This is a genomic window from Martelella sp. FOR1707 (assembly GCF_053484265.1).
Map to the genome: position 1 here is coordinate 496,688 of NZ_JBAKFP010000004.1, position 25,296 is coordinate 521,983.

Below are 25,296 nucleotides of genomic sequence, written 5' to 3' on the forward strand. Positions count from 1 at the left end.
GCGGCGGTCTTCAGTTTTTCGTGTCAGCCGCGTCCTCAAGGAAATCCAGAACCGCCTGCTTGAACACCTTGTCGCCGACGGCGAGCATGTGATCGCGGTTGGGAATGTCGAGCGCCCGCGCATTCTGCATCAGTCCGGCAAGGGTCTGGGCGGAACCTGCGAGATCGTCGCGGGTGCCGACCCCGATCAGAGTCGGCGCGGCGATGCTGCCGACTTCTTCGCGGCTCACGAGCTCACGCGAGGTCTCGATACAGGCGGCGAGCGCGATCCGGTCGCTCTTGGTCTGGTCGGCGAAGCTGCGGAACATGCGGCCGCGCTCATGGGTGACATCTTCCAGCGAAGGCGCGCGCAGGGCTTCGGCGATCGGGTCCCAGTCCCCCGCCCCGTCGCAAAGCGCGATGCCGAGACCGCCGAAGACCAGGCTGCGAACTTTTTCAGGATGGGCGAGCGCCAGATTGGCGGCGATGCGCGCGCCCATGGAATAGCCCATCACATGGGCGCTTTCGATGCCGAGGTGATCGAGCAGGGCCGCGGCATCCCCGGCCATCAACCTCGGATAATAGCTTTCAGGATCATGCGGCTTGTCGCTCTTGCCATGGCCGCGATTGTCGAGCGCGATCACCCGGTAGCCCGCCTCCCCCAGCGTCTTCAGCCAGCCCGGATGCACCCAGTTAACGGATGCCGTCGAGGCGAAGCCGTGGATCAGCAGGACAGGCTCGCCGTTGCCGACATCGAAATAGGAAAGATCGAGGCCGTCATGGCTGAAACTGTCGAAATCCGGGAGATTGAAATTCATGGCTGCACCGCGGCTGATGGTCGTCAAAAACAAGCCCGCGAAAAGCCGCCTCAGCGACAAATCGGGTACTACACATTTGCGGCAAAGAGTTATAGTGTCCGCGCCGAAAGCTCAAGGAACCGGAGACAATTATGGCTGGTCACGCGATCGCGCATTTCAAGAACGACGAGGGACATCGCTCCATCGAGGTCGGGGTGAAGGAATTCATGTGCGTCGGCGCGTCCGCGCCCTTCGACCATCCGCATATCTTCATCGATATGGGCGATGACGACGAGGCTGTCTGTTCCTATTGCTCGACGCATTACCGCTACAACCCCGCCCTTCACGCAAATGAGACCAACCCGCCCGGCTGCGCCTATCAGGTCGACGCGGTCTGACCCTGCCTGCTGCGCATTCGCGGCGGTCAAAGGATGCCATGACAGTTCAACATGTCGCCATCATCGGAGCGGGCGTTGCCGGGCTGAACGTGGCGTTGGCGCTCGCCAGGCGCGGCATTTCCAGCGATATCTTCGAACAGGCGGAAGAACTGAACGAGGTCGGCGCCGGCCTGCAGATTTCGCCCAATGCCGCGCGCTGCCTTGAACGGGTTGGCGTGCTCTCCCGGCTGGAAAGCCAGTGGCGCGAGCCGCGCGAGATCACCCTTGCTTCGGGCGTCAGCCTTCGCCGGATCACCGGTCTGCCCATGGGCGAGGCCCGCGCGCGCTGGAACGCGCCCTATGGCGTGCTGCACCGCGCCACATTGCAGACGGCGCTGGCACAGGCGGTCGCCGAAGAACCGCTCGCCAAGCTGAGGCTTGGCGCGCGCGCGACATCGCGCGATATCGCGGCGCGTGTCGCCGACGGCAGCCGCAAGCCCGATGCCATCATCTGCGCCGACGGCGTGTGGTCCGCCAGCCGCGGCCGGATAGAGGGCAGCGCGACGGCGCGGTTTTCGGGCAATATCGCCTGGCGTTTCGTGGTCTCGTCGGAAGATACGCCGGCCTTCCTGAACCGCGAGCACATCACCGCCTTCATGGGGCCGAGCGCCCACCTCGTCGCCTATCCGCTGCGCGATGTCAGCGGCTTCAACCTCGTGGCAATCGCCGCAGGCGCCAACCCGGGCGAGACCTGGGACGGCAATGCCGAGCATAGCTGGCAGGTTGCCCGCGAAAAGCATTTCGGCGGCTGGAACGGCGCGCTCAAGCGGCTTTTCTCAAAGGTCTCACCCGCGGCCTGGCCGCTTTACGAGGTTGGCGACGGCCGCTGGCACAATGGCGCCGACACCATCATGATCGGTGACGCGCTGCATGCGATGATGCCGTTTTCGGCGCAGGGCGCGGCCATGGCGATCGAGGACGGCTTCGAGCTTGCCGCCTTTCTGTCCGAAATGCCCGCGCCGACGGCCTTTGCGGCCTTCGAGGCCCATCGCCGTCCCCGGCTGGAGCGGCTGAAGAAGCGCACCGGCCTGAACAGGTTCGCCTACCATGCGCGCGGCCCCTTCCGGCTTGGCCGCGACGCCGTGCTGACCATGCGCTCGCCCGATTCCCTTGTCCGGGAGCTGGATTGGCTCTATGGCTATGAGGCCTATGGTCTTCATCAGGCCTGACGCCGGTTGCGCAAGTTCCGGGGTGGCCGGTTACCCCGGCCCCGTTCATCTGGCCTTCAGCTTCCGCGCCTCATAGTTCGTTTTGTGTTAGCATCGGCTTCAACACTTTTTTCGGGGAGAAACCATGAGAGCAAGCGCCGTTATTAAATCTGCCGGCATCGCGCTGGCGGCAGCGCTGATGTCGGTTCAGGCGCATGCGGCGACCGCCGCCTATGCCACCTCCAACGTCAATCTTCGCGCCGGTCCCTCAACGTCCTATCCCAAGGTCACCGTTGTTCCGGCGGGCGCCAGCCTCGTCAATAATGGCTGCCTTGCCGATTACAGCTGGTGCGACGTGTCCTACGCCAATTATCGCGGCTGGCTGGCGGCGCGCTACATCCAGATCGTCTACCAGAACCAGCGGCAGACGCTGTCGCCTGCGATCGCCTTTGGCGCCGGCGTTGCGATCACCGCGTTTTCCCAGTCCTACTGGAACAATTATTATCGCGGCTATCCCTGGTACAATACGTGGGGCCGCTATCCGCCCTATTATCCGCCGCGCCCCTATTATCCGCCGCCTGGCTGGCGCGCCCCGCCCGGCTGGGGTGGTCCGCCGCCCGGCTGGCGCGCGCCGCCCGGATATCGCCCGCCATGGGGCGGACCGCGCCCGGTCTACCGCCAGCCGCCGCCGCCGCATTATCCGCCGGTGGGCCGCCCGGGCTACCGCCCGCCGCCGCCTTATTATCACGGCGGTCCGCCGCCCGGATATCATCGCCCTCCGATGGAGTTCCACGGCGGTCATCGCGGGGGACGATGGTAAAAAACAGGCCGGCACCACTCACCGCCGTCATGCTCGGGCCTGTCCCGAGCATCTAAGCACGCATCAACGCGACAGGCGTCTCGGACGAGAAAGATATTTAAGAACAATCCCTTCCGGACACGCCAACTCCGCTCGTGCGGAACGGTGATTAGTTCCTCGGGACAGGCCCGAGGATGACGTCCGTTAAAAGGATAGGTTTGTCAGCGACCTGAACTTTTGACCCAAGAAAAGGCGGTTTGCGCTACGCCGCCCGTGCCGCCGCGAGCCCCTTTTCCAGATCGGCCATCAGGTCCTGGACATCCTCAAGGCCGATCTGCAGGCGGATCAGCGGGCCATCCGCGGGCGCCTTGCTGATCGTGCGGTTTGAAAGGTTCACCGGCACCGCGAGCGATTCATAGCCGCCCCAGGAATAGCCGATGCCGAACAGGTCCAGCGCGTCGAGGAAGGCGTGCTGGCGGCGGCGGAAGGCGCCCTCCTCCGCGGCGAGCACGATCGAGAACAGTCCGGTCGCGCCCTTGAAATCGCGCTTCCACAGATCATGGCCGGGAAATGACGGCAGGCCGGGATGCAGCACCCGCGACACGCCAGGCTGGCCTTCCAGCCAGGCCGCAATCTCGACCGCGCTCTTCTGGTGATGGGCAAGGCGCACGCCCATGGTCCTCAGGCCGCGCAGGATCTGGTAGGCATCGTCCGGGGCCGCGCACATGCCGGTCCAGGTGTAATGCTCGAGAAGCTGCGGGAAGCAACGCTCATTGGCCGAGGCCGTGCCCATGAGGATATCGGAATGGCCGGACGGGTATTTCGTCGCGGCATTGAGCGACAGATCGACACCGAAATCGAGCGGCTTGAAATAGAGCGGCGTTGCCCAGGTATTGTCCATCGACACGATCGCGTCATGGGCATGGGCGATATCGGACAGGAGCCGAATGTCCTGGATTTCGAACGTGTTCGAGCCGGGGGATTCGGTATGCAGGAGCTTCGTGTTCGGCCTGAACCTGCCCTCGATATCCGCGCCGAGCGCCGGGTCGTAATATTCGACTTCCACCCCGAGCCCCGTCAGCACGTTGTCGGCGAAACGACGGGCCGGATCATAGACCGAGTCGACGATCAGAATGTGATCGCCGGGCTTGAGGAAGGCGAGCCAGGGCATGGTGATCGAGGCAAGACCCGATGGGTAGAGCAGCGTGCCGGCGGCGTTTTCCAGCATGGTGAAGGCCGCGTTGGCCGCATCCGTGGTCGGCGTGCCATGGGTGCCATAGGTGTATTTCTGGCTCCCTTCCACGGTGGTTTTGGCATCGGGAAACAGCACGGTGGAGGCATGCACCACCGGCGGATTGACGAAGCCGTGAAAGGCGTGCGGGTCGTTCCCGCAATGGGCGAGCTTGCTATTGTCCCCCAGCTTAGAGGCGGCATCTGGTATTCTGGCCATGGCATCCAATCGCACGGTTGTGAAAAACGCACCGGTGTTTTGGAGTTTTGCGGAAGGCCGGTCAAGGCTGAACGATTTCGCGGTAGTTGATCGATAGTCAATAAAACAAACAAGACAACGACCTGCCCTGTTTCCCAGCAACGCCGCGCACAGTTTTTGGCTCCCTGCCCATTTATTAGACTAAAGTGTACCTTTTCCATGAAAACAGACCATTTTTGACAGCCGAGTATTGACCATCCGGAAAATAACGACTGTGATAAGTCCGCTCGCCCCGAGGGGTAGCGGGCAGTTGTCGTGACCGGCCTGAGCTGAACTGGTCGCTGCGGCAACTCGAGATTTCAACGATAAACAAAGGTTGGGAAAATGAGAAAGACGATTCTGTCAGCCGCGATCGGCGCAGTAGTCTTGGGTCTTGGCGCCCAGGGCGCTGCGGCCGCGACACTTGACGACGTGAAGTCCAAAGGAACGTTGACCTGCGGCGTCAGCACGGGCCTTCAGGGCTTTTCCGCGCCCGACAATGAGGGGAACTGGTCCGGTCTGGACGTCGAATATTGCCGCGCCATTGCTGCCGCGATCTTCGGCGACCCCGACAAGGTGAATTTCGTTGCCCTGACGGCAACCGACCGTTTCCCGGCGCTGCAGTCCGGCGAAATCGACGTTCTGAGCCGCAACACCACCTGGACGCTGTCGCGCGACACCTCGCTCGGCCTCGATTTCCGCACCGTCAACTACTATGACGGCCAGGGCTTCATGGTGCCGAAGGACCTCGGCGTTTCCTCGGCCAAGGAACTCTCCGGCGCTGCCGTTTGCGTGCAGTCCGGCACCACCACCGAGCTCAACCTCGCCGACTACTTCTCGGCCAACGGCATGGATTACAACCCGGTCGTCTACGAACAGCTCGAAGACGTCAACAACGCCTTCAACCAGGGCCGTTGCGACGTCTACACCACCGACCAGTCGGGCCTTTATGCGATCCGTCTGACGCTCACCGATCCGGACAATTACGTGATCCTGCCGGAAATCATCTCCAAGGAGCCGCTCGGCCCGGCATGGCGCCAGGGCGACGACCAGTGGGGCGACGTCGTATCGTGGGTTCACTACGCGATGCTGAACGCCGAGGAATTCGGCATCACCTCCGAGAACGTCGATGAGATTGCCGAATCCTCCGACAATCCGGGGATCAAGCGTTTGCTCGGCACCGAAACCGACAGCAAGCTCGGCGCCGATCTCGGCCTCGACGAGAAGTGGGCCTATAACGTCATCAAGCTCGTCGGCAATTACGGCGAAGTCTTCGACAAGACCGTAGGCTCGGGCAGCCCGCTGAAGATCGACCGCGGCCTGAACGCGCTGTGGACCGATGGCGGCCTGCAGTACGGCCCGCCGATCCGCTAAGCTGCGGTTATAAACCTATACAATCAGGCGCATGGCGGTCATCCGCCATGCGCCGTATAAAATAAGAACCCTTCCGGGCAAAATAACATAAACCTTTCGGGCAAACCGGGGAACACATGGCTGACACGACTAGCAACGCTCCCTTGGGGGAGTCGCGGGCTGCCGCACTTCTGTACAATCCCGCCGTCAGAGGTTTCGTCTACCAGTTGGTGACGGTCATTCTGGTCGTAGGATTTGTCTGGTGGGTCACCGACAACACCATCACCAACCTTCAAAACGCCGGCATCGCATCGGGTTTCGGCTTTCTCGATAGCCGCGCCGGTTTCGATATCGCGCAGACGCCGGTCGCCTACAACAACGACATGACCTATGGCCGGGCGCTCGTCATCGGCATCATCAACACGGTCATCGTCTCGCTTGCGGGGATCGTGACAGCGACGATCATCGGCTTCATCGTCGGCATCGGGCGGCTTTCGTCGAACTGGCTCGTGGCCAAGCTCAGCGAGGTCTATGTCGAAATCTTCCGCAACATTCCGCCGCTGCTGGTCATCTTCTTCTTCTACACCGGCGTTCTGGCGCTCCTGCCCTCGGCGCGGGATTCGATCACACTGCCGCTCGATATCTTTCTCAACAATCGCGGCCTCGCCTTCCCCACGCCGATCTTCGGCCCCGGTTCCTGGCTGATGGGCGCGGCGCTGGTGGCGGCGATCATCGCCGTCGTGGCGCTCGCCATGTGGTCCAAGCGCCGCCAGATGGCGACCGGCCAGCAATTTCCGACGATCAGGGTCAGCATCGCGATCCTGATCCTGCTGCCGCTGATCGCCTATTTCGTCTCCGGCATGCCGGTCACCTTCGACATTCCGGTCAAAGGGCGCTTCAATCTTTCGGGCGGCGCGGTTCTCGGCCCGGAATTCATGTCGCTCTATCTGGCGCTCTCGCTCTATACCGCCGCCTTCATGGCGGAGATCATCCGCGGCGGCATTCTGGGCGTCGCCAAGGGGCAGACCGAGGCCGCCAGCGCGCTTGGCCTGCATCCGCGCAAGGTCACCCGTCTCGTCGTCGTGCCGCAGGCGATGCGGATCATCATCCCGCCGATGACATCCGAATATCTGAGCCTCACCAAGAACTCCTCGCTCGCCGTCGCGATCGGGTATGCCGATATCGTCGCCGTCGGCAAGACCGTGCTCAACCAGACGGGCCAGGCCGTGGAGGTGGTGACGATCTGGATGATCATCTATCTCACGCTGTCGATCCTGACATCGATCTTCATGAACTGGTTCAACGCCAAGATGGCTCTGGTGGAGAGATAAGATGGCGCAAGATCTGGCTTATGTCCGAAAGGAAATGCAGGCACAGCAGCCTGCGCCGAAGAAAGAAGGGACCGCGATCCAGTGGCTCAGGGCCAACCTGTTCGCCACGCCCAAGGATACGATCCTGACGCTGATCGCCCTCGTCTTCCTGGTATGGGCGATACCGCCCATGGTTGATTGGCTGCTGATCAACGCCGCCTGGACCGGCACGGACCGCGCGGCCTGCGCCACCATTGCCCAGGGCGGCATCAAGCCCGACGGCTGGAGCGGCGCGTGCTGGGCCTTCATCGGCAACAAGATGGATCAGATCCTGTTCGGGCGCTATCCCGATCCGTGGCTCTGGCGGCCCGTGCTGGTGGCGGTCATCTTCACCGCGCTTTTGATCCCGATGCTGATGCCGAAGGCCCCGTTCAAGGGCTGGAATGCGCTAGCGCTGTTCATCGTGCTTCCGATCTTCGGTTTCTTCATCATCTATGGCGGCGTCTTCGGCCTGCCGGTGGTCGACACTTCGGCCTGGGGCGGGTTGATGGTGACGCTAATCCTGTCCTATTTCGCGATCGCCGTTTCGCTGCCCTTCGGCATTCTGCTGGCGCTTGGCCGACGATCGAAACTGCCGGTGGTGCGCACGCTTTCCATCATGTTCATCGAGGTGGTGCGCGGCGTTCCGCTGATCACCATCCTGTTCATGGCGAGCGTCATGCTGCCGCTGTTCCTGCCGGAAGGCATGACGATCAACAAGTTCCTGCGCGCAATTGTGGGCGTGTCGCTGTTTATCTCCGCCTATATGGCCGAGGTGATCCGCGGCGGGCTTCAGGCGATGCCGAAGGGACAGTTCGAGGGCGCGGCCTCGCTCGGCCTCGGCTACTGGCAGACCATGCGGCTGATCATCCTGCCGCAGGCGATCAAGCTGGTGATCCCGGCGATCGTCAACCAGTTCATCTCGATCTTCAAGGACACCTCGCTGGTCTCGATCATCGGCATGTTCGACCTGCTCGGCATCATCAAGTTCAACTTCACCGATTCCTCCTGGGCCTCGCCCGTCACCCCGATCACCGGCCTGATCTTCGCCGGTCTCGTTTTCTGGGTCTTCTGCTTCGGCATGTCGCGCTATTCCAGCTTCATGGAACGCCATCTCGACACCGGACACAGAAGCTAGATTTTTGAGAGCACCGCAATGACAAATGTAGACACTATCGACACCTCCCACATGACCGTCTCGGATACCGAGGTCGCGGTCGACATGATCAACGTCAACAAGTGGTATGGCGACTTCCACGTTCTGCGCGACATCAACCTGAAGGTGATGAAGGGCGAACGGATCGTCATCGCCGGCCCATCCGGCTCGGGCAAATCCACGATGATCCGCTGCATCAATCGGCTGGAGGAACACCAGAAGGGCACGATCATCGTCGACAATATCGAGCTGACCGACGACCTGAAGAAGATCGATGAGATCCGCCGCGAGGTCGGCATGGTGTTCCAGCACTTCAACCTGTTCCCGCACCTCACCATCCTGGAAAACTGCACGCTTGCCCCGATCTGGGTGCGCAAGATGCCGAAGAAGCAGGCCGAGGAAATCGCGATGCATTACCTCGAGCGTGTGAAGATCCCCGAGCAGGCGGACAAGTATCCGGGCCAGCTTTCCGGCGGTCAGCAGCAGCGCGTGGCGATCGCCCGGTCGCTGTGCATGAACCCGAAGATCATGCTGTTCGACGAGCCGACATCGGCGCTTGACCCGGAGATGATCAAGGAAGTGCTCGACACCATGGTGGGCCTTGCCGAGGAAGGCATGACCATGCTGTGCGTGACCCACGAAATGGGCTTCGCCCGCCAGGTCGCCAACCGCGTGATCTTCATGGACCAGGGCCAGATCGTCGAACAGAACGCGCCCGCCGAGTTCTTCGACAACCCCCAGCACGAACGCACCAAGCTGTTCCTGAGCCAGATCCTGCATTAGCGTATCGGCTCGAAAATCGGGATCGATTTTCGAAAGGAACCATGCCGAGATTCAACTCGTTTGAGCGCCGTGCGCCCTTTGGGGCGCACGGCGTTCCAGCCATTTCACTTGCAGGACAAAACACCCGACATGCGCGAAATTGGATCAAAGCAAACCGACTGAGCATATTCATGTTTGCGTGAACCACGGAAATGCTGCCGCCGACGCCGCATCCCCGCCGACAACCAGCGCGCGCAGCGTCACTCGTACCATCGCCACTTGCATTCAGGCATGACCGCTGTAATCTCGCTCTCGGGCAACAGGGGAGATTACACGTCATGTTGACTTATGTGCTTGTTCATGGCGCCTGGCATACGGGCGAACTGTTCGAGGATATTGCAGCACCCATCAGGAAGGCAGGCCATACCGTGCACTGCCCGACGATTGCGGGAAACCGCCCGGGCGATGCCAAAACCATCGGGCTTGAAGAGGCGATCGCATCGATCGTCGCCTATCTCGAGGAACATGACCTCAGCGATATCATCCTGCTCGGCCACAGCTATGGCGGCATGGTGATCACCGGGGTTGCCGACCGGACGCCATCCCGCATCCGACGCCTGATCTACTGGAATGCCTTTGTCCCCAATGACGGCGAAGCCCTCACCGATATGGTGCCGCCACACTACAGCGCCCTATTCGACCAGCTCGCGGCAGCAAGCGGCGATAACTCGGTCACCCTGCCCTACCCGATCTGGCGCGAAGCGTTCATCAATGACGCTTCGGCGGAGCTTGCCGAGGAAAGTTACAACAAGCTCAACCCGCATCCGAACGCCACGATGTCAGACCCAATCCGCCTGGCGACAAACCCTGCTGAGATGCAGATCGCCAAATCCTACATCAACTGCACCGAAGACACCGCCCTGCCGCAATCACTCGGCTGGCATCCGCGCCTGTCGGAAAAACTCGGACTGTTCAGGCTGGTGCAGCTGCCGGGCAGCCATGAATTGTGCTTCACAGATCCGGAAGCCCTCGCAGAGGCGATCATGAAGGCCGGGCGCGACTGATTTTCAGGACGGCCGGATGGCCACCACCAGCGCGGTCATGGCCAGCGCGAAAACCGCGATCTTCCAGAAATCCATGCGCTTCTTCAGACCGGGCAGCCCGATCGGTTTGATGATTTGAACCGCCATGGCGGCGATCAGCAGCAGCGATATCAGCTTGGCCATGTCTCTCCTCATCCGCCCGGCGCAACGGGCTTTCGCCCCTCATACAGCGACAGGCCGGCCGCGTCACCCGCGACAGCCATAATTCGACAGTGCAATTTGCCGCGCAGGTGATAGAATCGCGCCGGAACAAGTGCGGTCATGTTGCGTTGCAACCATACCCGCAAAATTGATTTCAGATTACCCAGGTTCTTTGATGAAACGCAATTTACTTCCCGTTTTCGCGCTGCTGCTCGGCACCTTGTTTCTCTTTCTCGGCAATGGCCTGCACGGCCTGCTTCTGCCGCTGCGCGGCGCGGCGGAGGGCTACAGCGACACCGCGCTGGGCTTCATCGGCACATCCTGGGCGAGCGGTTTCGTGCTCGGCTGTCTGTTCGCCCCGAAGCTGATCATGCGTATCGGCCATGTCCGCGCGTTTTCGGGTTTCATTGCCATCATCTGCATGGTCGCGCTGACGACCGGCATCTTCATCGATGAATATGCCTGGATCGCGCTCAGGGCCGCGACCGGCTTTGCCATGGCCGGCACCCAGATGATCATCGAGAGCTGGCTCAACGAGCGGGTCGACAATTCCAGCCGTGGTGTGGTCTTCACCTTCTATACCGGCATCACCCTTTTCGGCGTGGTCGGCGGCCAGCTCGTGGTCGGCTTCGGCAACACCAACACCGCGATCTTGTTCATGGTGGCCGGCATATTCTACTGCGTGGCCATGCTGCCGACGACCATGTCGAATGCGGCCTCGCCGCGTCCGCTCGAGGCGGTCAGGATCGACATCAAACTGCTCTACCGCAACTCGCCGGTTGCCTGTCTCGGGGTTTTGTTGACCGGTATCGCCAATGGCGCGTTCGGCACGCTGGTCGCCGTGTTTGCGACCCGCGCCGGCCTGCCGGACGCGGAAATCGCCTTTCTCGTCACCGGCGCGATCCTCGCGGGCGCGGTGGCGCAGGTGCCATTCGGCAAGATCTCGGACATGACCGACAGGCGCTATGTGATCGCGGCACTTGCCGGCTGCGCGGCGCTTGCCGCCGTGCTGATCTTTCTGCTCAAGCCCGGCGCGGAGGTGCTGATCGGCCTCGTGGTGATTTACGGCGCGACCGCCAACGTGCTCTATCCGATCACCGCCTCGCACGCCAACGACTTCGCGAGACCGGAAGACTATGTGAAGATTTCGAGCGGTCTGTTGTTCCTGTTCGGGATCGGCACAATCATCGGGCCGACGGTGGGCGGCCCGGTCATGTCGGCATTCGGTCCCTACGCGCTGTTCATCATCACCGCCACAGCGCACCTGCTGATCCTCGCTTATGCGCTGCTGCGCGCGCGCCTGCGTCCACCCGTGCCGATGGCCGAGCGCGAAGCCTTCATGGCGATGCCGGACGCCGCCACGCCCGTCTCCACCCGCGAGGGGGTTGCGTTCAGAACGCCGCCCCGGGAGTATGAGGAAGAAAGCGCAGAACGCGCGCCGGCAAACGAGGAGGCCGAGAATGTGGAACGAGGATGAACCCACGCCGAAGAAGAGCGATTACGTGATCGGCTCCGATCTCGAGCCGCACTCCGTCGAGGCGCTGAAAGACTTCGCGGCGGCGCTCAGAGTCGAGATCGAACGCATCGAGGCGGCGATCGCGCGCAAGGGCAGCGACCGGCAAACGGCCGAAAGTTTCTTCAAGAAATGACGTCTGCCCGGCGCGTAAACGCAATATTAACCTTTCCAGGATTTTATTGGGGACATCCGCAATGCGGTATCGGAACCTCTGTCTTGATTCCGATCATCACCCTCTGACTTCAGAGCCGCCTATTCGCGGCTCTTTTTTTTGCCTTTTCCTGATTGGCAGTGGGTATTAACCTTTCATTAAGAAACGTCTTGCGGTTTTGCGCTACAGGTATATTTGTTTTCGGTAGTGTCCAAGTCCCGCTCGCAAGGGCAGGCAGCGTAGCCAGAGTAAGTTGATGACCAGTTCCGGGGCCAAACCCATAGATTTCGCCGGCAGGGCCGCAAGCTCTCCGCAGTTTTACGCGCTTTATGCCGAGGGCATGAAACTCGTGGAAACAACGGCGGCTTATCTGGATGGTCCGGGCCGGGCCGCCGCGAAAATGCTGAGCCCGCTTGGCGCCGCGCTCTATTCCACGGAATCGATCCGGCTGACGACAAGGCTGATGCAGCTCGCCTCCTGGCTGCTGCTGCAGCGATCGCTCAACACCGGCGAGATGACGCTGGATCAGGTCGTTCAGGAGCGCCGCAAACTCCGGTTGGGTGACGGCGACGACCGCGTCCCGCATGGATGGAACGAACTGCCCCCCGGCTTCCGCGATCTCGCCGCCCATACCGACCGGCTCGAAGCCCGCATCCGCAAGCTCGACGACAGCCTGTTGAAGACCGCCGAGGCCGAAGCCCCGGAAATTCCCGAAAACCAGGTGATCGCCCAGATCGACCTGCTGCAGACCGCCTTCGCGCGGCGTTGAACGGGCCGGATCCGGCCCATTTACCTGCGACAAAACAGCACAATAAAAAAAACCCGGCGCGATGGCCGGGTCTTTCAAAATCATCTCTCGGGCAGCAATCAGATGCCGAGACCGCCGAAGCGCTTGTTGAACTTCGAAACGCGGCCGCCGCGGTCGAGCAGCTGCTGCGAGCCGCCGGTCCATGCCGGGTGCGAGGTCGGGTCGATGTCGAGGTTCAGGACATCGCCTTCCTTGCCCCAGGTCGAGCGGGTTTCGTATTCCGTGCCGTCGGTCATGACGACCTTGATCGTGTGATAATCGGGATGAATATCAGCCTTCATAACTCTCGTTCCTGCAAGCTCGTTTCAGGTCTGGCGGCCATTGCGCCGGCCGGGCCTATTGAATAAACAAAGCCGTGAGACCTCAAAAAGGCCACGGCTGTCGAAAAGGTTGCGGTCGCTATACAGGAACGTGAGGCGAATAACAAGAGCCGCCGAAAGCAATATCGGTGACCGGCGGAAACGAGGAAAATCCATTGAGCCGAAATGAATCATCCGGGGGCGAAAGGATACGCGCGCTGAGCCCGCTCGCCGGCCTGCTGCCCTATATCCGCGCCTATCGCGGGCTCGTGGCGGGCGCGCTGATCTTCCTTCTTTCCGCCTCGCTCGTCACGCTCGCGCTGCCGATCGCGGTGCGCCGGGTCATCGACCACGGCTTCTCCGACTCCGACGCCAATCTGATCAACAACTATTTCCTCGTTCTCGGCCTCATGGCGCTGGCGCTCGGGATATCGAGCGCGCTTCGCTATTTCTTCGTGATGATTCTCGGCGAACGGGTCGTCACCGATCTGCGCCGCGACGTGTTCGACAATGTCGTGCGGCTGTCGCCCGCCTTCTTCGACGTCAACCAGTCGGGCGAGATCGTCTCGCGGCTGACCGCCGATACCGTTCAGATCAAATCCGCCTTCGGCGCCACCGCGTCGATCGCGCTGCGCAATCTGATCATGGGCATCGGCGCGCTGGCGATGATGGTCTATACCTCGCCAAAACTTTCGGTGATGGCGATCGCCGCGATCCCGATCGTGGTGCTGCCGCTGATCGCGGCCGGCCGCAATGTCCGCTCGCGCTCGCGCGCCGCGCAGGACGAGCTCGCCGACGCCACCGCCTTTGCCGGCGAGGCGATCGGCGCGACCAGAACGCTGCAGGCCTTTACCGCCGAGGCGATGGCCGGCCGGCGCTACGGCTCGGCGGTCGAGCATGCATTCGCGGCCGCCCGGAAGACGCTGAAGGCGCGGGCCGCGCTGACGGCGGTCGCCATCAGCCTGGTGTTCTGCTCGATCACCGCCATCCTCTGGTTCGGTGCGCAGTCCGTGCTTGCCGGCACGATGTCGGGCGGCACGCTCGGCCAGTTCCTGCTCTATTCCGTGCTTGCCGCCGGCGCGCTCGGCCAGCTTTCGGAAGTCTGGGGCGAGCTGTCGCTGGCAGCGGGTGCTGCCGAACGCCTGACCGAACTCCTCCACGAGCAGCGCCAGATCGCGGCGCCTGAAAATCCCCTCCCCCTGCCCCAGCCCGCCAGCGGCGCGCTCGGCATCGAAAACGTCGCCTTCCGCTATCCGACGGGCGGCGCCAAAGCCGGGGCGCTTTCCGGCGTCTCGCTCAATGTTCAGCCGGGCGAAACGGTCGCCGTTGTCGGTCCTTCGGGTGCAGGCAAGAGCACGCTGTTCTCGCTGCTCCTGCGGTTCTACGATCCCGATCAGGGCCGCATCACGCTCGATGGGCTCGACCTGCGCGATGTCGACCCCGAGGCCCTGCGCGAACGTTTTGCAATGGTGCCGCAGGATGTCGCGATCTTCGCCGCGAGCATCCACGACAATATCGCGCTCGGCCGACCCGATGCGAGCCGCGAGGAGGTCCGCGCCGCCGCCATCGCCGCACAGGCCGACGGCTTCATCTCGAAACTCGAGAATGGCTATGACACGATGGCGGGCGAACGCGGCATCACGTTCTCCGGCGGCCAGCGCCAGCGGATCGCGATCGCCCGCGCCGTGCTGCGCGACGCGCCGGTTCTGCTGCTCGACGAGGCGACCTCGGCGCTGGATGCGGAAAGCGAAATCCTTGTGCAGCAGGCGTTGGGTACGCTGATGCAGGGCCGCACCACGCTGGTGATCGCCCACCGGCTTGCCACCGTGCTCTCCGCCGACCGGATCGTGGTCATGGACGAGGGCCGGATCGTCGAGGAGGGCCGGCACGAAACGCTGGTGAAGAAGAATGGGCTCTACGCCCGACTCGCCCGGCTGCAGTTCGATGTCGAGACCGAGCGGCGCGCGGGGTAGCTATTCGGCCTTTGCAGGCCCGGACGGCATGAAGGTCGCGAGGAAAATCAGCGCGATGCCCGCCCAGACAATCGGGCTCGGCCATTCGCCGAAGACGACGAGGCCGATCAGCACCGCCATCGGCAGGGCGGTGTGCAGCGCCGGCGTCAATTGCACCGCATCCGCCATCGAGAACGCCCGCAGCATACAGTAATTGCTGGCATTGACGAGCGCGGCCGAGATGACGAACAGGGCGAAATCGCCGCCGCTCATGCCGGTCCAATAGAACCAGGCCGGGACCGCGGCGATCCCGGCCATCAGCACATACATCCAGAACAGCGCCGGCACCGTCGCCTCGCTCATTGCCACCTGCTTCAGCACGACATTCTTGAGCGCGAGCGCGATCGCGGCAGCGACCGCCACAAGACCGGCGACCTGAAAGGTCTCCGTGCCGGGACGCAGGATCAGAAGTGCGCCGGCAAGCCCGAGACCGACCGCGAACCACCGCCGCCAGTCCGCGCGCTCCTTCAACAGCACGATCGCCAGCGGAATGAAGAACAGTGTCTCGAGCTGCAACAGGGTCGCTGCGACCGTGAACGGCAACAAAGAGAGCGACGTCACGATCAGGAAGCTGACGACGACGCCGATCACGGCGCGCAGCACCAGAAGCCGCGGCCCGATAATGCGAAAGCCCGCCGCGCCGCGACCGAGCGCCACCGGCAGCATCATCGCAGCCGCAAGGCCGTATTGCATGAACATCACCACCACCGGCGCGTGGCGATCCGTAAGTGTCTTGGAAAACGTGTCGACGAGGGTAAACGAGGCGACGCCGCCGATCATCAGAAGGGTAGCGACAAGGCGCGTGCTGGGCCGCCGGGCGGCGCTGAACATGGACATGGCTTCTCCTGCCAAAGCAATATGGGATGCTTCCTGGAGGAGCCCTCGTCCGCTTGACAGGAAGATCAGCGCAGGAAAAGCGCGATGGTAGGGCGCAAGCGCCTCGCCATCCTTGCGGAGACGGCACAATAGAAAAGGCCGCTTTGGAAGGCAAGGGCCTCGGCCCGCCATCGCCCGGAACGAAGGGATGAGAACCCGACAACGTTTTGTTGAAGCTCACGGAACCGACCGGCCCATACATCCGTTTTAAGCGGCGGAACGATCATGTTCCGGAGGAACACAAGATGAGCAGCACTTCAGACAGGGTTAAGGGCAAGGCAAATGAAGTGGCCGGCAAGGCGCGCCAGGGTGTAGGCGATGCCACCGGCAACAACGAGACAAAGAGCAAGGGCGCCGCGCAGGAAGCCAAGGGCCACGCCCAGCAGGCCAAAGGCAAGGCCAAGGAAGCAGTCAAGAAGACCGTCGACAAGGCCTGACCACAGCCAAAGCAGTGACACAAAGCCCGTAGTTCTTCGCAGAGCTGCGGGCTTGTTTTTTCGGAGCCGATAGCGTCCCGCCAGAACAGCTTTTGCTCGCGCGCTCGACTGCAAGAAACTGCCACTGCCGGAACTTTACCGCTCCGTCAGCTTGAACTCGATGCGGCGGTTCTGGGCGCGCGCTACGGGCGAGTTGCCCTCCGCGATCGGCTGATACTCGGCAAAGCCCGCCGCCACCAGCCGGTTTGCCGGAACGCCCTCGGAAATCAGGTAGCGCACCACGGCGTTGGCGCGCGCCGATGACAGTTCCCAGTTGTCGGCGAACTGGCCGCCGGGACGGATCGGCACGTCATCGGTATGGCCGTCGACGCGCAGGACCCAGTTGATGTCCTCGGGAATTTCCGGAACGATTTCGAGCAGCGCATCGGCGAGCTTGCCGAGTTCGACGCGACCGTCATCATTGAGCTCGTCCGAACCGGACGGGAACAGCACTTCCGACTGGAACACGAAACGGTCGCCGACGATGCGGATATTCTCGCGGTCGGAGAGAATCTGCCGCAGCCGCCCGAAGAAATCCGAACGGTAGCGATTCAGCTCCTGCACCTTCTGCGCCAGCGCGACATTCAGCCTGCGGCCGAGATCGGCGATCCGCGCCTGCGAGGCCTCGTCCTTGGCCTCGGAGACTTCCAGCGCCTCCTCGACGGCGGCAAGCTGGGCGCGCAGCGCCGCGATCTGCTGGTTCAATAGGGCGATCTGGTTCTGAGCGCGCGCAGAAAGCTGGCGCTCGGCCTCAAGGTCTTCCGACAGCGCGCCGATCTGCGCCTGGGCGCTGTCGCTTGCGCCCGCGCCGGCATCGAGCAGCGCCTGCAGGCGGCTGCGTGCGGCCTCCGCAGATGACAACGATGCCTGCAGCGAGGCGATCATGTCCTCGGCGTCCTGGGTATTGCCCTTTTCGAGCGCGAGAAGCTGGGTCAGCTCGGCAATCTGGCTGTTGAGCCGGTTCAGCACCTCGTCCTTGCCGGAGATTTCGCGCGTCAGGATGAACTGGCCGATCACGAACACGGTGAGCAGGAACATGATCGCCAGAAGCAGCGTGGCGAGCGCATCGACAAAGCCCGGCCAGTAATCGACGCTGCGATTGGAACGGCGGTTGCGGGCAAGCGCCATGATCAGCGATCCCCGAGCTTGTCAGTCAGGCGTTGCAGTGTGCGGCGCATTTCCTGGGATTCTTCATGTTGCGCCTCGATCCAGTCACGCAGCATCTGCTGCTCGTTGCGCATGTTCTTGACGACGCCCTGAATGCCCTCTGCAAGCTGCGCCATCGCCGGCACCGAGCCAGCGCCGGAGCCGTTTTCGGCGATCCGGCGCAGCTCCTCGGCCAGAATTTCGAACTGCTCGCTGGAGCCGCTGGCAACGCCCTCGAGCGCCGGTGCGAGGTCGGAAGTCACGTCGGTCACCGAGGACAGCCAGTTTTCGAGTTCCATGTAGAAGCGGTTCTGCGCGCGGCCGGCCTGAAGGTCGAGAAAGCCGAGAACGAGCGAGCCGGAAAGGCCGAGCAGCGAGGACGAGAACGCCGTGCCCATGCCCGAGAGCGGCCCGGACAGGCCCGACTTGAGGGCATCGAGAACATCGGAGGAATCGCCGGCATTCGGGTCGAGATTCTGGATGATGTCGCCGATCGAGCCGATCGTGTTGAGCAGGCCCCAGAAGGTGCCGAGCAGGCCGAGAAAGACGAGAAGGCCGACGAGATAGCGCGAGGTATCGCGCTGTTCGTCAAGCCGGGTTGCGGTCGAATCGAGGATCGAACGCAGCGAGGTGGTCGACAGCGACATGGTCTGGCGGCTGCCGATCAGCGCGCGCATCGGTGCCAAGAGCTTGGGATCGCGCCCGACGCGATCGGCGCTGCCGGCGGCGCGGAAGGAATTCAGCCAGCCAACCTCGCGGCGCAGCGCCAGCACCTGGGAAAACACCATCAGGATGCCGATCAGGAGCACGCCGAGGATCAGCCCGTTGAGGCCGGGATTGGTCATGAAGGCGGTGTGGGCCTGGCGGTAGAGGATGGCGACGCAGAACCCGATCAGGATCAGGAAGATGACCATCGTCCAGACAAAGGACATCGGGCTCGACATCTTCTGCGCATAGCCCGGACGCGGCGGGGCGCGCCGGTCATCATGCTCGAGTTCGAAATCCGACATATTCGCCAATTCCTCCGCTCTGCGCTCGACTTCGGCTCGGCCGAAAGCGGCTTGTGCTACAGTCTGCCGCCCCTGCCCACGCCCGCGGGCCGGAAGCGGCCGGCTCTGCAACCTCTATTCGAAAACGACGGCGATTTGAAGGGCGCGGCGCAAAACCGCAAAGCCTATTTTTCGAGGCGGCGCTGAAGCTGGTCGTAAAGCGCGATGCGGATCATCTCGTTGCCGGCGATCACGCTGCCGGTCTCCAGGCATTGCTGTCCGCCCTTCATGTCGGAGACGAAACCGCCCGCCTCGCGGATCATGATCAGGCCCGCCGCCATGTCCCACTGGTTCAGCCCCTCTTCCCAGAAACCGTCCATGCGGCCCGCCGCGACATAGGCAAGATCGAGCGATGCGGCGCCAAGACGGCGAATGCCGGCGACCTCGCCCATCACATGGCGCAGTTCGACGAGAAACTTGCCGTGGTGGCCGCGACCGAGATGGGGAACGCCGCAGCCGACAACCGCGTCGGAGAGTTTCCGCCGCGCCGAAACGCGGATCCGGCGGTCGTTGCAGAACGCGCCGCCGCCCTTTTCGGCAACGAACAGCTCATCGAGCGCGGGATTGAAAATGACGCCGGCGACGACTTCGCCGGAGCGCTCAAGCGCGACCGAGACAGCGAACTGGGGAATGCCGTGCAGAAAATTGGTGGTGCCGTCGAGCGGATCGACGATCCAGCGGTGCTGGCCGTCCGTACCCTTTTCCTCGCCTCCTTCCTCGCCCAGGAAACCATAGGTCGGCCGGGCCCGCATCAGTTCGGTATGCAGGATCTTTTCGGCCTTCAGGTCCGCCTGGGTCACGAAATCGGACGGGCCCTTGACCGAGACCTGCAGGTTCTGGACCTCCCCGAAATCACGCGTCAGCGAGCGCCCGGCTTTAAGGGCAGCCTGCACCATGACGTTGAGAAGAGCTGAACGGGCCATCGGGAAATTTTCCTTGGTTGTGAGCGCCTGCGCGGTGAGCACCGCGCGGCGCTTTTGCGACACGGCGGTTCATGATCACAGAACGCGGTGAAATTCAAGGCCCGCAGGCCTAAATCGAATCGCCCTGAAGCACTTCGTCTTCGGTCCGTTCGACCTTCTTCGACGATAAATCGAGCACTTCGGTTCGGTTGCGACCGGCATTCTTGGCGCGGTAGAGCGCCCTGTCGGCATAATCGAGCGCCACCGCCAACCGCGTCTCGCCGGCGGCAAAACCGGCTACGCCGGCGCTGATGGTGATCGAGAATGTCTGCCCCTCGAAGGTAAATTCCAGTTTCTCGATCGTGGTCCGGATCTGTTCGGCCACGCGGAAGCCATTGTCCACCGTTGTCGCCAGCAGGATGATGGCGATTTCCTCGCCGCCATAGCGCACGGCGAAATCGGACCGGCGGATGCGGGTGACGATCGTTTTGGCCACCTGCTTCAGCACCTCGTCCCCTCGGGGATGGCCATAGCGGTCATTGACCGCCTTGAAGCGGTCGATATCGAACAGGATGACGCAACCATCCTTCTGCTCTCCGGCGGCGGCCTCCCGGTCGATCGTGAATTCGAGCTGGGAGAGCGCCCGCCGATTGTGGAGCCCGGTCAACGGATCGCGGTCGGCATTGAACTCGACATCGTGCAGATAGGAGGTCGCACGTCTCGTCGATTCCAGTGCCGTTCCAAGCAGGACCGTGCCGAGGGTATTGATCACGATCAGCGGCGCGCCGATCACGGCGAACAGATCGAACGCCCGCTCGAACCCCGCCAACAGCAATGACAGGACATAGATGTTGCTGAGACAGCCAAGCAGCAGGAGAGACCGAAAGCGCTGAGTTTTTGGGCCGAAAAGGGCAAAGCCGATCCCGATCGCGCCGGCCATCGCGATGCCGACAACCCCCGCGGCCACGCCAGCCCCGCCGATCCAGATGCGGAACGCTGCCGCGATCACGCTGACAATCAGGCCGGCAAGCGGCCCTCCGAAGACGGCGGAAAGAACCACGAAGACCGCGCGGGTATCGAACACATAGCCGGATTGCGTTTCGATCGCGTTCATCATCGCGGCGACCGCACCCCCGGCAAAAACGACAGCGCTAGCATAGACCCGATGACGGGGCTGACGAACATGGCGAAGGATAAAGCCGTAGCCCAGGACGATCAGCGCTCCGAGTCCAAGGCTTGTGATCAATTCACCGACAATATCTAGGCGCCCCAAAAGACTTCCCCCAACCTCCACCAGTCGCGCTCACCAAAATACAGTTGCAACCTGTCACACCGAAAATACACAAACTGACGCGCGAGGAATAGGAAAATTGACAACGGACCGCGTATTGTTGCGGCGTTTTTGGCTAGTACCTTTGCGCCAGAGCGCGCGAGCGGCGGTCAGCCGCCGCCCTGGTCTCAGCGTCGAGACCATCGACAAGCTTTTCCATCTCCGGCTCGATAAGCCCCAGCCGACGAACGCTGAGATAGAAGGTCGCCGCCGTTTCCTTGTCTTCGCGCACGCCTATGCCCTGACTGTAGAGATAGGCGAGCCTGCTCATCGCCGCCGGATTGCCGTTGAGCGCGGCGCGGCGCAGCCAATCGACGCCCTGCTCGAGATCGCGCGGCATTCCCCGGCCGTTGATCAGCGCCAGCGCGAGATCGAGCTGGGCGGTATCGTGATCGCCATCGGCGGCGCGGCGCAGCCAGAATTTCCAGAGCGCCCTCTTCTCCTCCGGAAGGTCGTCCAGAGCCGGATAGATCTGCGACAGCGCATATTGGGCATCGGCAATATCGGCCTCGGCCGATGCCTCGAACCACGGCAAAGCGAGCTTCAGCCCATCCTTGCCTGGGTTCTGCGCAATCAGCAGGCTGCCGTAATTGAACGCGGCAAGCGGATCACCAGCTTCGGCGGCCTGTTTCACCAGCGCGCCGCCCTTTTCCCTGTCCGCCTCGTCGTCGGAGGACAACAGCGCCATGCCGTACCGGTTGAGCGCGAAAGCCTCGCCGCTTTCGGCCGCCATGCGGTACCATTCAAGCGCGGGACCGGCCCTCTCTTCGGCAATCAGATTTCGCTCCACCAGTTCACCGATCAGGGTTTCGGCGCTCGGGTCCCCGCGTCCGGACCGCTGCAGCGCCGCCTCATACGCTTCATCGTAAGCGCCGCGCTGATAGGCCCCATAGGCGAGATCGACCGGCCCGTCATAGGCCGGCTCGGGCGGCAGCGCGGGAAGCGCGTCGTCGACCGGCTCGGCAAGCGCGAAGCGATAGGGCGCAGGCCTGTCGGGTTCCAGCCCCGGCGGCAGCAGATGCCCGCCACCGAACAGCGAAACCCGGTCGCCCGCGACCAGATCCGGGTCGGTCGCGAACTGCCCCCGCGTCGCGGCAAGGCAAAGGCCAGGCGCAAGCGCCAGAAGCATGGCTGCGGTGATGACGGGACGAACGCTCATGGTCCTTCTAATCGCCAAAGCGTGGCGCTTTTTCGTCGAGCGCGGCGTTGATCTCGGCCACCATGGCGGCGGGGCCGGCGGGCGCGTCGAAGACGGCCTTTCCGACGGCGACGAATTCCGCGAAGGTCAGCGCCACGTCGATAACGCCGGCCGGATCGCTGCCGGCCATCACGATGCAGGGAATTTCCACCATAGAGGCCCACCATTCGCCAAGATCGAGGTTCTTGGGATGGGGTGCTGCATGGGTGTCGCCGTCCAGTATGCCGAAGAAGACATAATCGGGATTGGCCTCACCCGCTTCAAGGGCGGCATGGCGATCCTTCAAACCGCCGACGCCGACGATCATGCGCGGCGAGAACCGCTCCATCGCATCGGCGAGCTCAGGGCCCGAGACATGAATGCCATCAGCCTTGGCGCGCCCGGCAACGCGGCTGTCGCCGGCAATCAGCGCCGCGGCGCCATGCTCCTGGATGATCGGGACCAGTCGTTCGGCGCGGCGCTGGAAGGCCTCGATGTCCTCGCCATATTGCGGCAGGATGACGGAGGCGACGTCGCCGCCGCGCAAGGCATCGGCCAACAGCCTCTGCTGGTCTGCGCCATCGGCGATTTCGGGCACCACCAGCACCAGCCGGCAACGATCCTGTTCCACAGTCATCTCGCTCAATCCCTTTCGCGCCCGTCCCGCGGGTCTCGCCTTCCCCGGATAAATCCGTTAGAGCGGAGTTTCAACAGGTGCTTTGACTTCATGCTTCCCGATCCGATCTTTTATGCAGCGGCAATTCCCGCCGTGATACTCGTGGGCCTCGCCAAGGGCGGCATGGGCGGCGCCCTTTCGCTGCTGGGCGTGCCGATCCTCACCTTCGTCGTCGAACCGGCGACAGCGGCCGCGGTGATGCTGCCGATCCTGATCGTCATGGACATCGTGGCGCTGTGGACCTGGCGTCACTATAACCACTGGCCGACGCTCGTGATGCTGCTGCCCGGCGCGCTGATCGGGACGGCGCTCGGCTGGTACACTTTCTCGACCGTGCCTTTCGAGCTGACGCGCATGCTGGTGGGTATCGCCACGCTCGCCTTCGCCGGCAAATATTTCTACGACCGCTGGAAGCCGGGCGAAAAAATCGAAAAGCCGGCCGCTCCGCAGCGACCGGTCGCCGGCACCTTCTGGGGCGGCATTGCCGGCTATACCAGCTTCATCTCGCATTCCGGCGGCCCGCCCTTCCAGATCTACACATTGCCGCTGAAGCTCGATCCGAGAAGCTATACCGGCGCGAGCGTGCGCTTCTTCGCGATCGTCAACTTCATCAAGCTGCCGCCCTATTATTTCCTGGGCGAACTCGGAGCGCCCAATCTCACCGCCTCGGCAAGCCTGCTGCCCTTCGCCGTGATCGCGACGATCGCGGGCGGCATGATCATCAAGCGCATGCGGATGGAAGTTTTCTATCCGCTGATGTACGCCATGGCGGGGCTTGCCGGGCTGAAACTGGTGCTGGACGGGTTTTAGGTCGTCAGGGAAAAGCGTGTCCGGCTGAAGCGCCGGAGCCGCCCTATTCTTCTTCCGGCGCGCGGATCATGCCGAGCGCGATCATGTAGGTATCGAGCACGGCTTCTTCTTCCATGCGCTCCTGCTCGTCCTTCTTGCGCAGCGCGATGATCTTGCGCAGCGCCTTGGTGTCGAAGCCGGTGCCCTTGGCCTCGGCATAGACATCCTTGATGTCGTCGGCGATCGTCTTCTTTTCTTCTTCCAGACGTTCGATCCGCTCGATGATCGAACGCAACTGATCGCGCGCTATGCCGTGTGCGTCGTCGGCCATGCTCAACTCCTTATGTCACAGAAAAATACGTGGGGCCCTGCCTGCCGAAAACCGCGTGAGAGGTCAAGGCCGATAATGCGGCGGGGACCGATTGTTCCACTCAATCACGCGGTCTGGCGGCTTCGAACGCGGCCTTCTGGCTGTCCGACGCCTCGCTCTGGTGGCGGGCCTTCCATTCGTCATAGGGCATGCCGTAGATGAACTCGCGGGCTTCATCCTTGGTCATGGGAATATCATCCTGTTCCGCCGCCTCGCGATACCAGTTGGCAAGGCAGTTGCGGCAGAAACCGGCAAGGTTCATCAGGTCGATATTCTGCACATCGGTGCGCGCGCCGAGATGAGCGACCAGCCTTCGGAACGCGGCGGCCTCCAGATCGCGCTTCTGTTCTTCGCTGAGCTTTTCCATGGTCGTCTCCATCGTGTTTTCAGGCCCGCGAGGGGAAATGCCGCAGCACATGCATGTCATCATCAGCGTTCAAAGCGGCCAAAATGGGGGCGATCCGCCCGGCCCACAGCGCAACGCCGCCGGCATCGGCGATCAAATCCTGGCGCACTTCCAGAAGCGCGTGGGCGATGCATTTTTCCATGCAGTGCCGGTTCATCGTATCGCCCTTGAGCGCGCCGTCATAGGGCTCGTTGTCGCCGACGATCACGCCTTCGATGGCGGCCAGCGCATTGATCAGCGGACGCACCGCGCGCGGATCGCCGTCCCACAACACGCCGGTATGCCATGGCCGCGCCACGCCTTTCCAGAACGGCGTGAACGAGTGCAGCGAGATCACCAGCGGCGGGCGGCCGGTGGCCTCCACGGACTTTTCTATAAGGCTGTCGATGGCGCGGTGATAGGGCCGGTGATAGCGCTCCAACCGCCTCTCGCGCTCATCCGGAGAAAGCGGGTGGTTTGCCGGCACGATCGCGCCATCGGAGAGCTTCATGATCAGCGTCGGATCATCCTCGCCCCGGTTCGGATCGATCAGCAGCCGCGAAAAGGTTGCCATGACGGCGGGACAGGAAAGCTCGGCGGCAAGCGCGCGCGTCAACGCCTCGATCCCGATATCATAGGCGATGTGGCGTTCGAACACCGAGCGGTCGAGGCCGAGAGCGCTATATTCCGCCGGCACACGGGCCATGGCGTGATCGGCGAGCAGCACCAAACCGCTGTCATAATTCCCTTCTAAAACTTCAAAAGCACACATGTTCGCCATGGATATCCGGTCGGAATTTGCGATAATGGGTGATGGCACACACCGCCAGCTTTCGGCAAGCG

At 62.7% G+C, this 25,296-nt stretch carries 28 protein-coding genes; 14 read left to right on the forward strand and 14 right to left on the reverse strand.

What is annotated here, in order from left to right; all coding sequences use genetic code 11:
- Positions 1-10: 10 nt before the first annotated feature.
- Positions 11-796, reverse strand: a complete 786-nt coding sequence (locus tag V6765_RS13725) for an alpha/beta fold hydrolase (RefSeq protein ID WP_448429650.1) — start codon at positions 794-796, stop codon at positions 11-13.
- Between the two features lie 131 nt (positions 797-927).
- On the opposite strand from V6765_RS13725, the gene V6765_RS13730 reads away from it, so the two are divergent.
- The 3 genes from V6765_RS13730 (at position 928) to V6765_RS13740 (ending at position 3,180) form a co-directional block, all read left to right on the forward strand.
- Positions 928-1,173 (forward strand): zinc-finger domain-containing protein, encoded by a 246-nt coding sequence (locus V6765_RS13730; RefSeq protein ID WP_448429652.1) that lies wholly within the window; start codon positions 928-930, stop codon positions 1,171-1,173.
- 38 nt (positions 1,174-1,211) lie between these two features.
- Complete coding sequence (locus tag V6765_RS13735) at positions 1,212-2,381, forward strand: FAD-dependent monooxygenase (RefSeq protein WP_448429654.1); 1,170 nt, start codon at positions 1,212-1,214, stop codon at positions 2,379-2,381.
- A 124-nt stretch (positions 2,382-2,505) separates the two neighbouring features.
- On the forward strand, positions 2,506-3,180 hold the full coding sequence (locus tag V6765_RS13740) for an SH3 domain-containing protein (RefSeq protein ID WP_448429656.1): 675 nt from the start codon (positions 2,506-2,508) through the stop codon (positions 3,178-3,180).
- A gap of 241 nt (positions 3,181-3,421) precedes the next feature.
- On the opposite strand, the gene V6765_RS13745 is transcribed toward V6765_RS13740, so the two are convergent.
- On the reverse strand, positions 3,422-4,609 hold the full coding sequence (locus V6765_RS13745; protein WP_448429658.1) for a cystathionine beta-lyase: 1,188 nt from the start codon (positions 4,607-4,609) through the stop codon (positions 3,422-3,424).
- Between the two features lie 363 nt (positions 4,610-4,972).
- Between V6765_RS13745 and V6765_RS13750 the strand changes: the two genes are divergently transcribed.
- The 5 genes from V6765_RS13750 (at position 4,973) to V6765_RS13770 (ending at position 10,311) form a co-directional block, all read left to right on the forward strand.
- Entirely contained in the window at positions 4,973-6,001 is a 1,029-nt protein-coding gene (locus V6765_RS13750; protein WP_448429660.1) for an amino acid ABC transporter substrate-binding protein, read from the forward strand.
- Positions 6,002-6,117: 116 nt separating this feature from the next.
- Positions 6,118-7,311: an amino acid ABC transporter permease gene (locus tag V6765_RS13755; RefSeq protein WP_448429662.1), complete on the forward strand. Its 1,194-nt coding sequence runs from the start codon at positions 6,118-6,120 to the stop codon at positions 7,309-7,311.
- Position 7,312: 1 nt separating this feature from the next.
- Positions 7,313-8,467, forward strand: a complete 1,155-nt coding sequence (locus V6765_RS13760; protein ID WP_448429664.1) for an amino acid ABC transporter permease — start codon at positions 7,313-7,315, stop codon at positions 8,465-8,467.
- A gap of 18 nt (positions 8,468-8,485) precedes the next feature.
- Positions 8,486-9,268, forward strand: coding sequence for an amino acid ABC transporter ATP-binding protein (locus V6765_RS13765; RefSeq protein ID WP_448429666.1), 783 nt, complete (start codon positions 8,486-8,488; stop codon positions 9,266-9,268).
- Between the two features lie 317 nt (positions 9,269-9,585).
- Complete coding sequence (locus V6765_RS13770) at positions 9,586-10,311, forward strand: alpha/beta fold hydrolase (protein WP_448429668.1); 726 nt, start codon at positions 9,586-9,588, stop codon at positions 10,309-10,311.
- Positions 10,312-10,314: 3 nt separating this feature from the next.
- Here the strand turns inward: V6765_RS13770 and V6765_RS13775 are convergent, their stop codons facing one another.
- Complete coding sequence (locus V6765_RS13775; protein ID WP_448429670.1) at positions 10,315-10,473, reverse strand: hypothetical protein; 159 nt, start codon at positions 10,471-10,473, stop codon at positions 10,315-10,317.
- Positions 10,474-10,666: 193 nt separating this feature from the next.
- Between V6765_RS13775 and V6765_RS13780 the strand changes: the two genes are divergently transcribed.
- The 3 genes from V6765_RS13780 (at position 10,667) to rcdA (ending at position 12,927) form a co-directional block, all read left to right on the forward strand.
- Positions 10,667-11,968: an MFS transporter gene (locus V6765_RS13780; protein WP_448429672.1), complete on the forward strand. Its 1,302-nt coding sequence runs from the start codon at positions 10,667-10,669 to the stop codon at positions 11,966-11,968.
- Positions 11,952-12,140, forward strand: a complete 189-nt coding sequence (locus V6765_RS13785; RefSeq protein ID WP_448429674.1) for a DUF1192 domain-containing protein — start codon at positions 11,952-11,954, stop codon at positions 12,138-12,140. Before V6765_RS13780 ends, V6765_RS13785 begins: the two co-directional genes overlap by 17 nt.
- Positions 12,141-12,414: 274 nt before the next feature.
- Positions 12,415-12,927: a protease adaptor protein RcdA gene (gene rcdA / locus V6765_RS13790; RefSeq protein ID WP_448429676.1), complete on the forward strand. Its 513-nt coding sequence runs from the start codon at positions 12,415-12,417 to the stop codon at positions 12,925-12,927.
- Positions 12,928-13,025: 98 nt separating this feature from the next.
- On the opposite strand, the gene rpmE is transcribed toward rcdA, so the two are convergent.
- A complete protein-coding gene (gene rpmE / locus V6765_RS13795; protein WP_180897611.1) occupies positions 13,026-13,247 on the reverse strand; it encodes a 50S ribosomal protein L31 in 222 nt (73 codons plus the stop codon).
- Positions 13,248-13,441: 194 nt separating this feature from the next.
- Between rpmE and V6765_RS13800 the strand changes: the two genes are divergently transcribed.
- The gene (locus V6765_RS13800; protein WP_448429679.1) at positions 13,442-15,238 is read left to right on the forward strand and encodes an ABC transporter transmembrane domain-containing protein; all 1,797 of its coding nucleotides are present in this window, start codon (positions 13,442-13,444) and stop codon (positions 15,236-15,238) included.
- Here the strand turns inward: V6765_RS13800 and V6765_RS13805 are convergent, their stop codons facing one another.
- Positions 15,239-16,114, reverse strand: a complete 876-nt coding sequence (locus V6765_RS13805) for a DMT family transporter (protein WP_448429681.1) — start codon at positions 16,112-16,114, stop codon at positions 15,239-15,241.
- Between the two features lie 284 nt (positions 16,115-16,398).
- Between V6765_RS13805 and V6765_RS13810 the strand changes: the two genes are divergently transcribed.
- Complete coding sequence (locus V6765_RS13810) at positions 16,399-16,590, forward strand: CsbD family protein (protein ID WP_448429683.1); 192 nt, start codon at positions 16,399-16,401, stop codon at positions 16,588-16,590.
- Between the two features lie 135 nt (positions 16,591-16,725).
- On the opposite strand, the gene V6765_RS13815 is transcribed toward V6765_RS13810, so the two are convergent.
- The 6 genes from V6765_RS13815 to V6765_RS13840 form a co-directional block, all read right to left on the reverse strand.
- Entirely contained in the window at positions 16,726-17,757 is a 1,032-nt protein-coding gene (locus V6765_RS13815; RefSeq protein ID WP_448429685.1) for a peptidoglycan -binding protein, read from the reverse strand.
- Between the two features lie 2 nt (positions 17,758-17,759).
- A complete protein-coding gene (locus tag V6765_RS13820) occupies positions 17,760-18,794 on the reverse strand; it encodes a flagellar motor protein MotA (RefSeq protein ID WP_448429687.1) in 1,035 nt (344 codons plus the stop codon).
- Between the two features lie 155 nt (positions 18,795-18,949).
- Complete coding sequence (locus tag V6765_RS13825) at positions 18,950-19,747, reverse strand: inositol monophosphatase family protein (RefSeq protein ID WP_448429689.1); 798 nt, start codon at positions 19,745-19,747, stop codon at positions 18,950-18,952.
- Between the two features lie 109 nt (positions 19,748-19,856).
- Positions 19,857-21,020, reverse strand: coding sequence for a GGDEF domain-containing protein (locus tag V6765_RS13830; protein WP_448429691.1), 1,164 nt, complete (start codon positions 21,018-21,020; stop codon positions 19,857-19,859).
- Between the two features lie 112 nt (positions 21,021-21,132).
- A complete protein-coding gene (locus V6765_RS13835; protein ID WP_448429693.1) occupies positions 21,133-22,215 on the reverse strand; it encodes a tetratricopeptide repeat protein in 1,083 nt (360 codons plus the stop codon).
- A 7-nt stretch (positions 22,216-22,222) separates the two neighbouring features.
- Positions 22,223-22,870 (reverse strand): thiamine phosphate synthase, encoded by a 648-nt coding sequence (locus tag V6765_RS13840; RefSeq protein WP_448429695.1) that lies wholly within the window; start codon positions 22,868-22,870, stop codon positions 22,223-22,225.
- 90 nt (positions 22,871-22,960) lie between these two features.
- On the opposite strand from V6765_RS13840, the gene V6765_RS13845 reads away from it, so the two are divergent.
- The gene (locus V6765_RS13845; RefSeq protein ID WP_448429697.1) at positions 22,961-23,719 is read left to right on the forward strand and encodes a sulfite exporter TauE/SafE family protein; all 759 of its coding nucleotides are present in this window, start codon (positions 22,961-22,963) and stop codon (positions 23,717-23,719) included.
- 43 nt (positions 23,720-23,762) lie between these two features.
- On the opposite strand, the gene V6765_RS13850 is transcribed toward V6765_RS13845, so the two are convergent.
- The 3 genes from V6765_RS13850 to V6765_RS13860 form a co-directional block, all read right to left on the reverse strand.
- A complete protein-coding gene (locus V6765_RS13850) occupies positions 23,763-24,029 on the reverse strand; it encodes a DUF2312 domain-containing protein (RefSeq protein WP_018066314.1) in 267 nt (88 codons plus the stop codon).
- Positions 24,030-24,129: 100 nt separating this feature from the next.
- Positions 24,130-24,435 (reverse strand): DUF1244 domain-containing protein, encoded by a 306-nt coding sequence (locus V6765_RS13855; protein WP_448429699.1) that lies wholly within the window; start codon positions 24,433-24,435, stop codon positions 24,130-24,132.
- Between the two features lie 19 nt (positions 24,436-24,454).
- Positions 24,455-25,234, reverse strand: a complete 780-nt coding sequence (locus V6765_RS13860; protein WP_448429875.1) for an N-formylglutamate amidohydrolase — start codon at positions 25,232-25,234, stop codon at positions 24,455-24,457.
- Positions 25,235-25,296: the final 62 nt, after the last annotated feature.

Excerpts from the sequence above, each read along its gene's own strand:
- V6765_RS13725 (WP_448429650.1), bottom strand. The coding sequence starts at position 796 with ATGAATTTCAATCTCCCGGATTTCGACAGTTTCAGCCATGACGGCCTC.
- V6765_RS13730 (WP_448429652.1), top strand. The coding sequence starts at position 928 with ATGGCTGGTCACGCGATCGCGCATTTCAAGAACGACGAGGGACATCGC.
- V6765_RS13735 (WP_448429654.1), top strand. The coding sequence starts at position 1,212 with ATGACAGTTCAACATGTCGCCATCATCGGAGCGGGCGTTGCCGGGCTG.
- V6765_RS13740 (WP_448429656.1), top strand. The coding sequence starts at position 2,506 with ATGAGAGCAAGCGCCGTTATTAAATCTGCCGGCATCGCGCTGGCGGCA.
- V6765_RS13745 (WP_448429658.1), bottom strand. The coding sequence starts at position 4,609 with ATGGCCAGAATACCAGATGCCGCCTCTAAGCTGGGGGACAATAGCAAG.
- V6765_RS13750 (WP_448429660.1), top strand. The coding sequence starts at position 4,973 with ATGAGAAAGACGATTCTGTCAGCCGCGATCGGCGCAGTAGTCTTGGGT.
- V6765_RS13755 (WP_448429662.1), top strand. The coding sequence starts at position 6,118 with ATGGCTGACACGACTAGCAACGCTCCCTTGGGGGAGTCGCGGGCTGCC.
- V6765_RS13760 (WP_448429664.1), top strand. The coding sequence starts at position 7,313 with ATGGCGCAAGATCTGGCTTATGTCCGAAAGGAAATGCAGGCACAGCAG.
- V6765_RS13765 (WP_448429666.1), top strand. The coding sequence starts at position 8,486 with ATGACAAATGTAGACACTATCGACACCTCCCACATGACCGTCTCGGAT.
- V6765_RS13770 (WP_448429668.1), top strand. The coding sequence starts at position 9,586 with ATGTTGACTTATGTGCTTGTTCATGGCGCCTGGCATACGGGCGAACTG.
- V6765_RS13775 (WP_448429670.1), bottom strand. The coding sequence starts at position 10,473 with ATGGCCAAGCTGATATCGCTGCTGCTGATCGCCGCCATGGCGGTTCAA.
- V6765_RS13780 (WP_448429672.1), top strand. The coding sequence starts at position 10,667 with ATGAAACGCAATTTACTTCCCGTTTTCGCGCTGCTGCTCGGCACCTTG.
- V6765_RS13785 (WP_448429674.1), top strand. The coding sequence starts at position 11,952 with ATGTGGAACGAGGATGAACCCACGCCGAAGAAGAGCGATTACGTGATC.
- rcdA (WP_448429676.1), top strand. The coding sequence starts at position 12,415 with ATGACCAGTTCCGGGGCCAAACCCATAGATTTCGCCGGCAGGGCCGCA.
- rpmE (WP_180897611.1), bottom strand. The coding sequence starts at position 13,247 with ATGAAGGCTGATATTCATCCCGATTATCACACGATCAAGGTCGTCATG.
- V6765_RS13805 (WP_448429681.1), bottom strand. The coding sequence starts at position 16,114 with ATGTCCATGTTCAGCGCCGCCCGGCGGCCCAGCACGCGCCTTGTCGCT.
- V6765_RS13810 (WP_448429683.1), top strand. The coding sequence starts at position 16,399 with ATGAGCAGCACTTCAGACAGGGTTAAGGGCAAGGCAAATGAAGTGGCC.
- V6765_RS13815 (WP_448429685.1), bottom strand. The coding sequence starts at position 17,757 with ATGGCGCTTGCCCGCAACCGCCGTTCCAATCGCAGCGTCGATTACTGG.
- V6765_RS13825 (WP_448429689.1), bottom strand. The coding sequence starts at position 19,747 with ATGGCCCGTTCAGCTCTTCTCAACGTCATGGTGCAGGCTGCCCTTAAA.
- V6765_RS13835 (WP_448429693.1), bottom strand. The coding sequence starts at position 22,215 with ATGAGCGTTCGTCCCGTCATCACCGCAGCCATGCTTCTGGCGCTTGCG.
- V6765_RS13840 (WP_448429695.1), bottom strand. The coding sequence starts at position 22,870 with ATGACTGTGGAACAGGATCGTTGCCGGCTGGTGCTGGTGGTGCCCGAA.
- V6765_RS13845 (WP_448429697.1), top strand. The coding sequence starts at position 22,961 with ATGCTTCCCGATCCGATCTTTTATGCAGCGGCAATTCCCGCCGTGATA.
- V6765_RS13850 (WP_018066314.1), bottom strand. The coding sequence starts at position 24,029 with ATGGCCGACGACGCACACGGCATAGCGCGCGATCAGTTGCGTTCGATC.
- V6765_RS13855 (WP_448429699.1), bottom strand. The coding sequence starts at position 24,435 with ATGGAAAAGCTCAGCGAAGAACAGAAGCGCGATCTGGAGGCCGCCGCG.
- V6765_RS13860 (WP_448429875.1), bottom strand. The coding sequence starts at position 25,234 with ATGGCGAACATGTGTGCTTTTGAAGTTTTAGAAGGGAATTATGACAGC.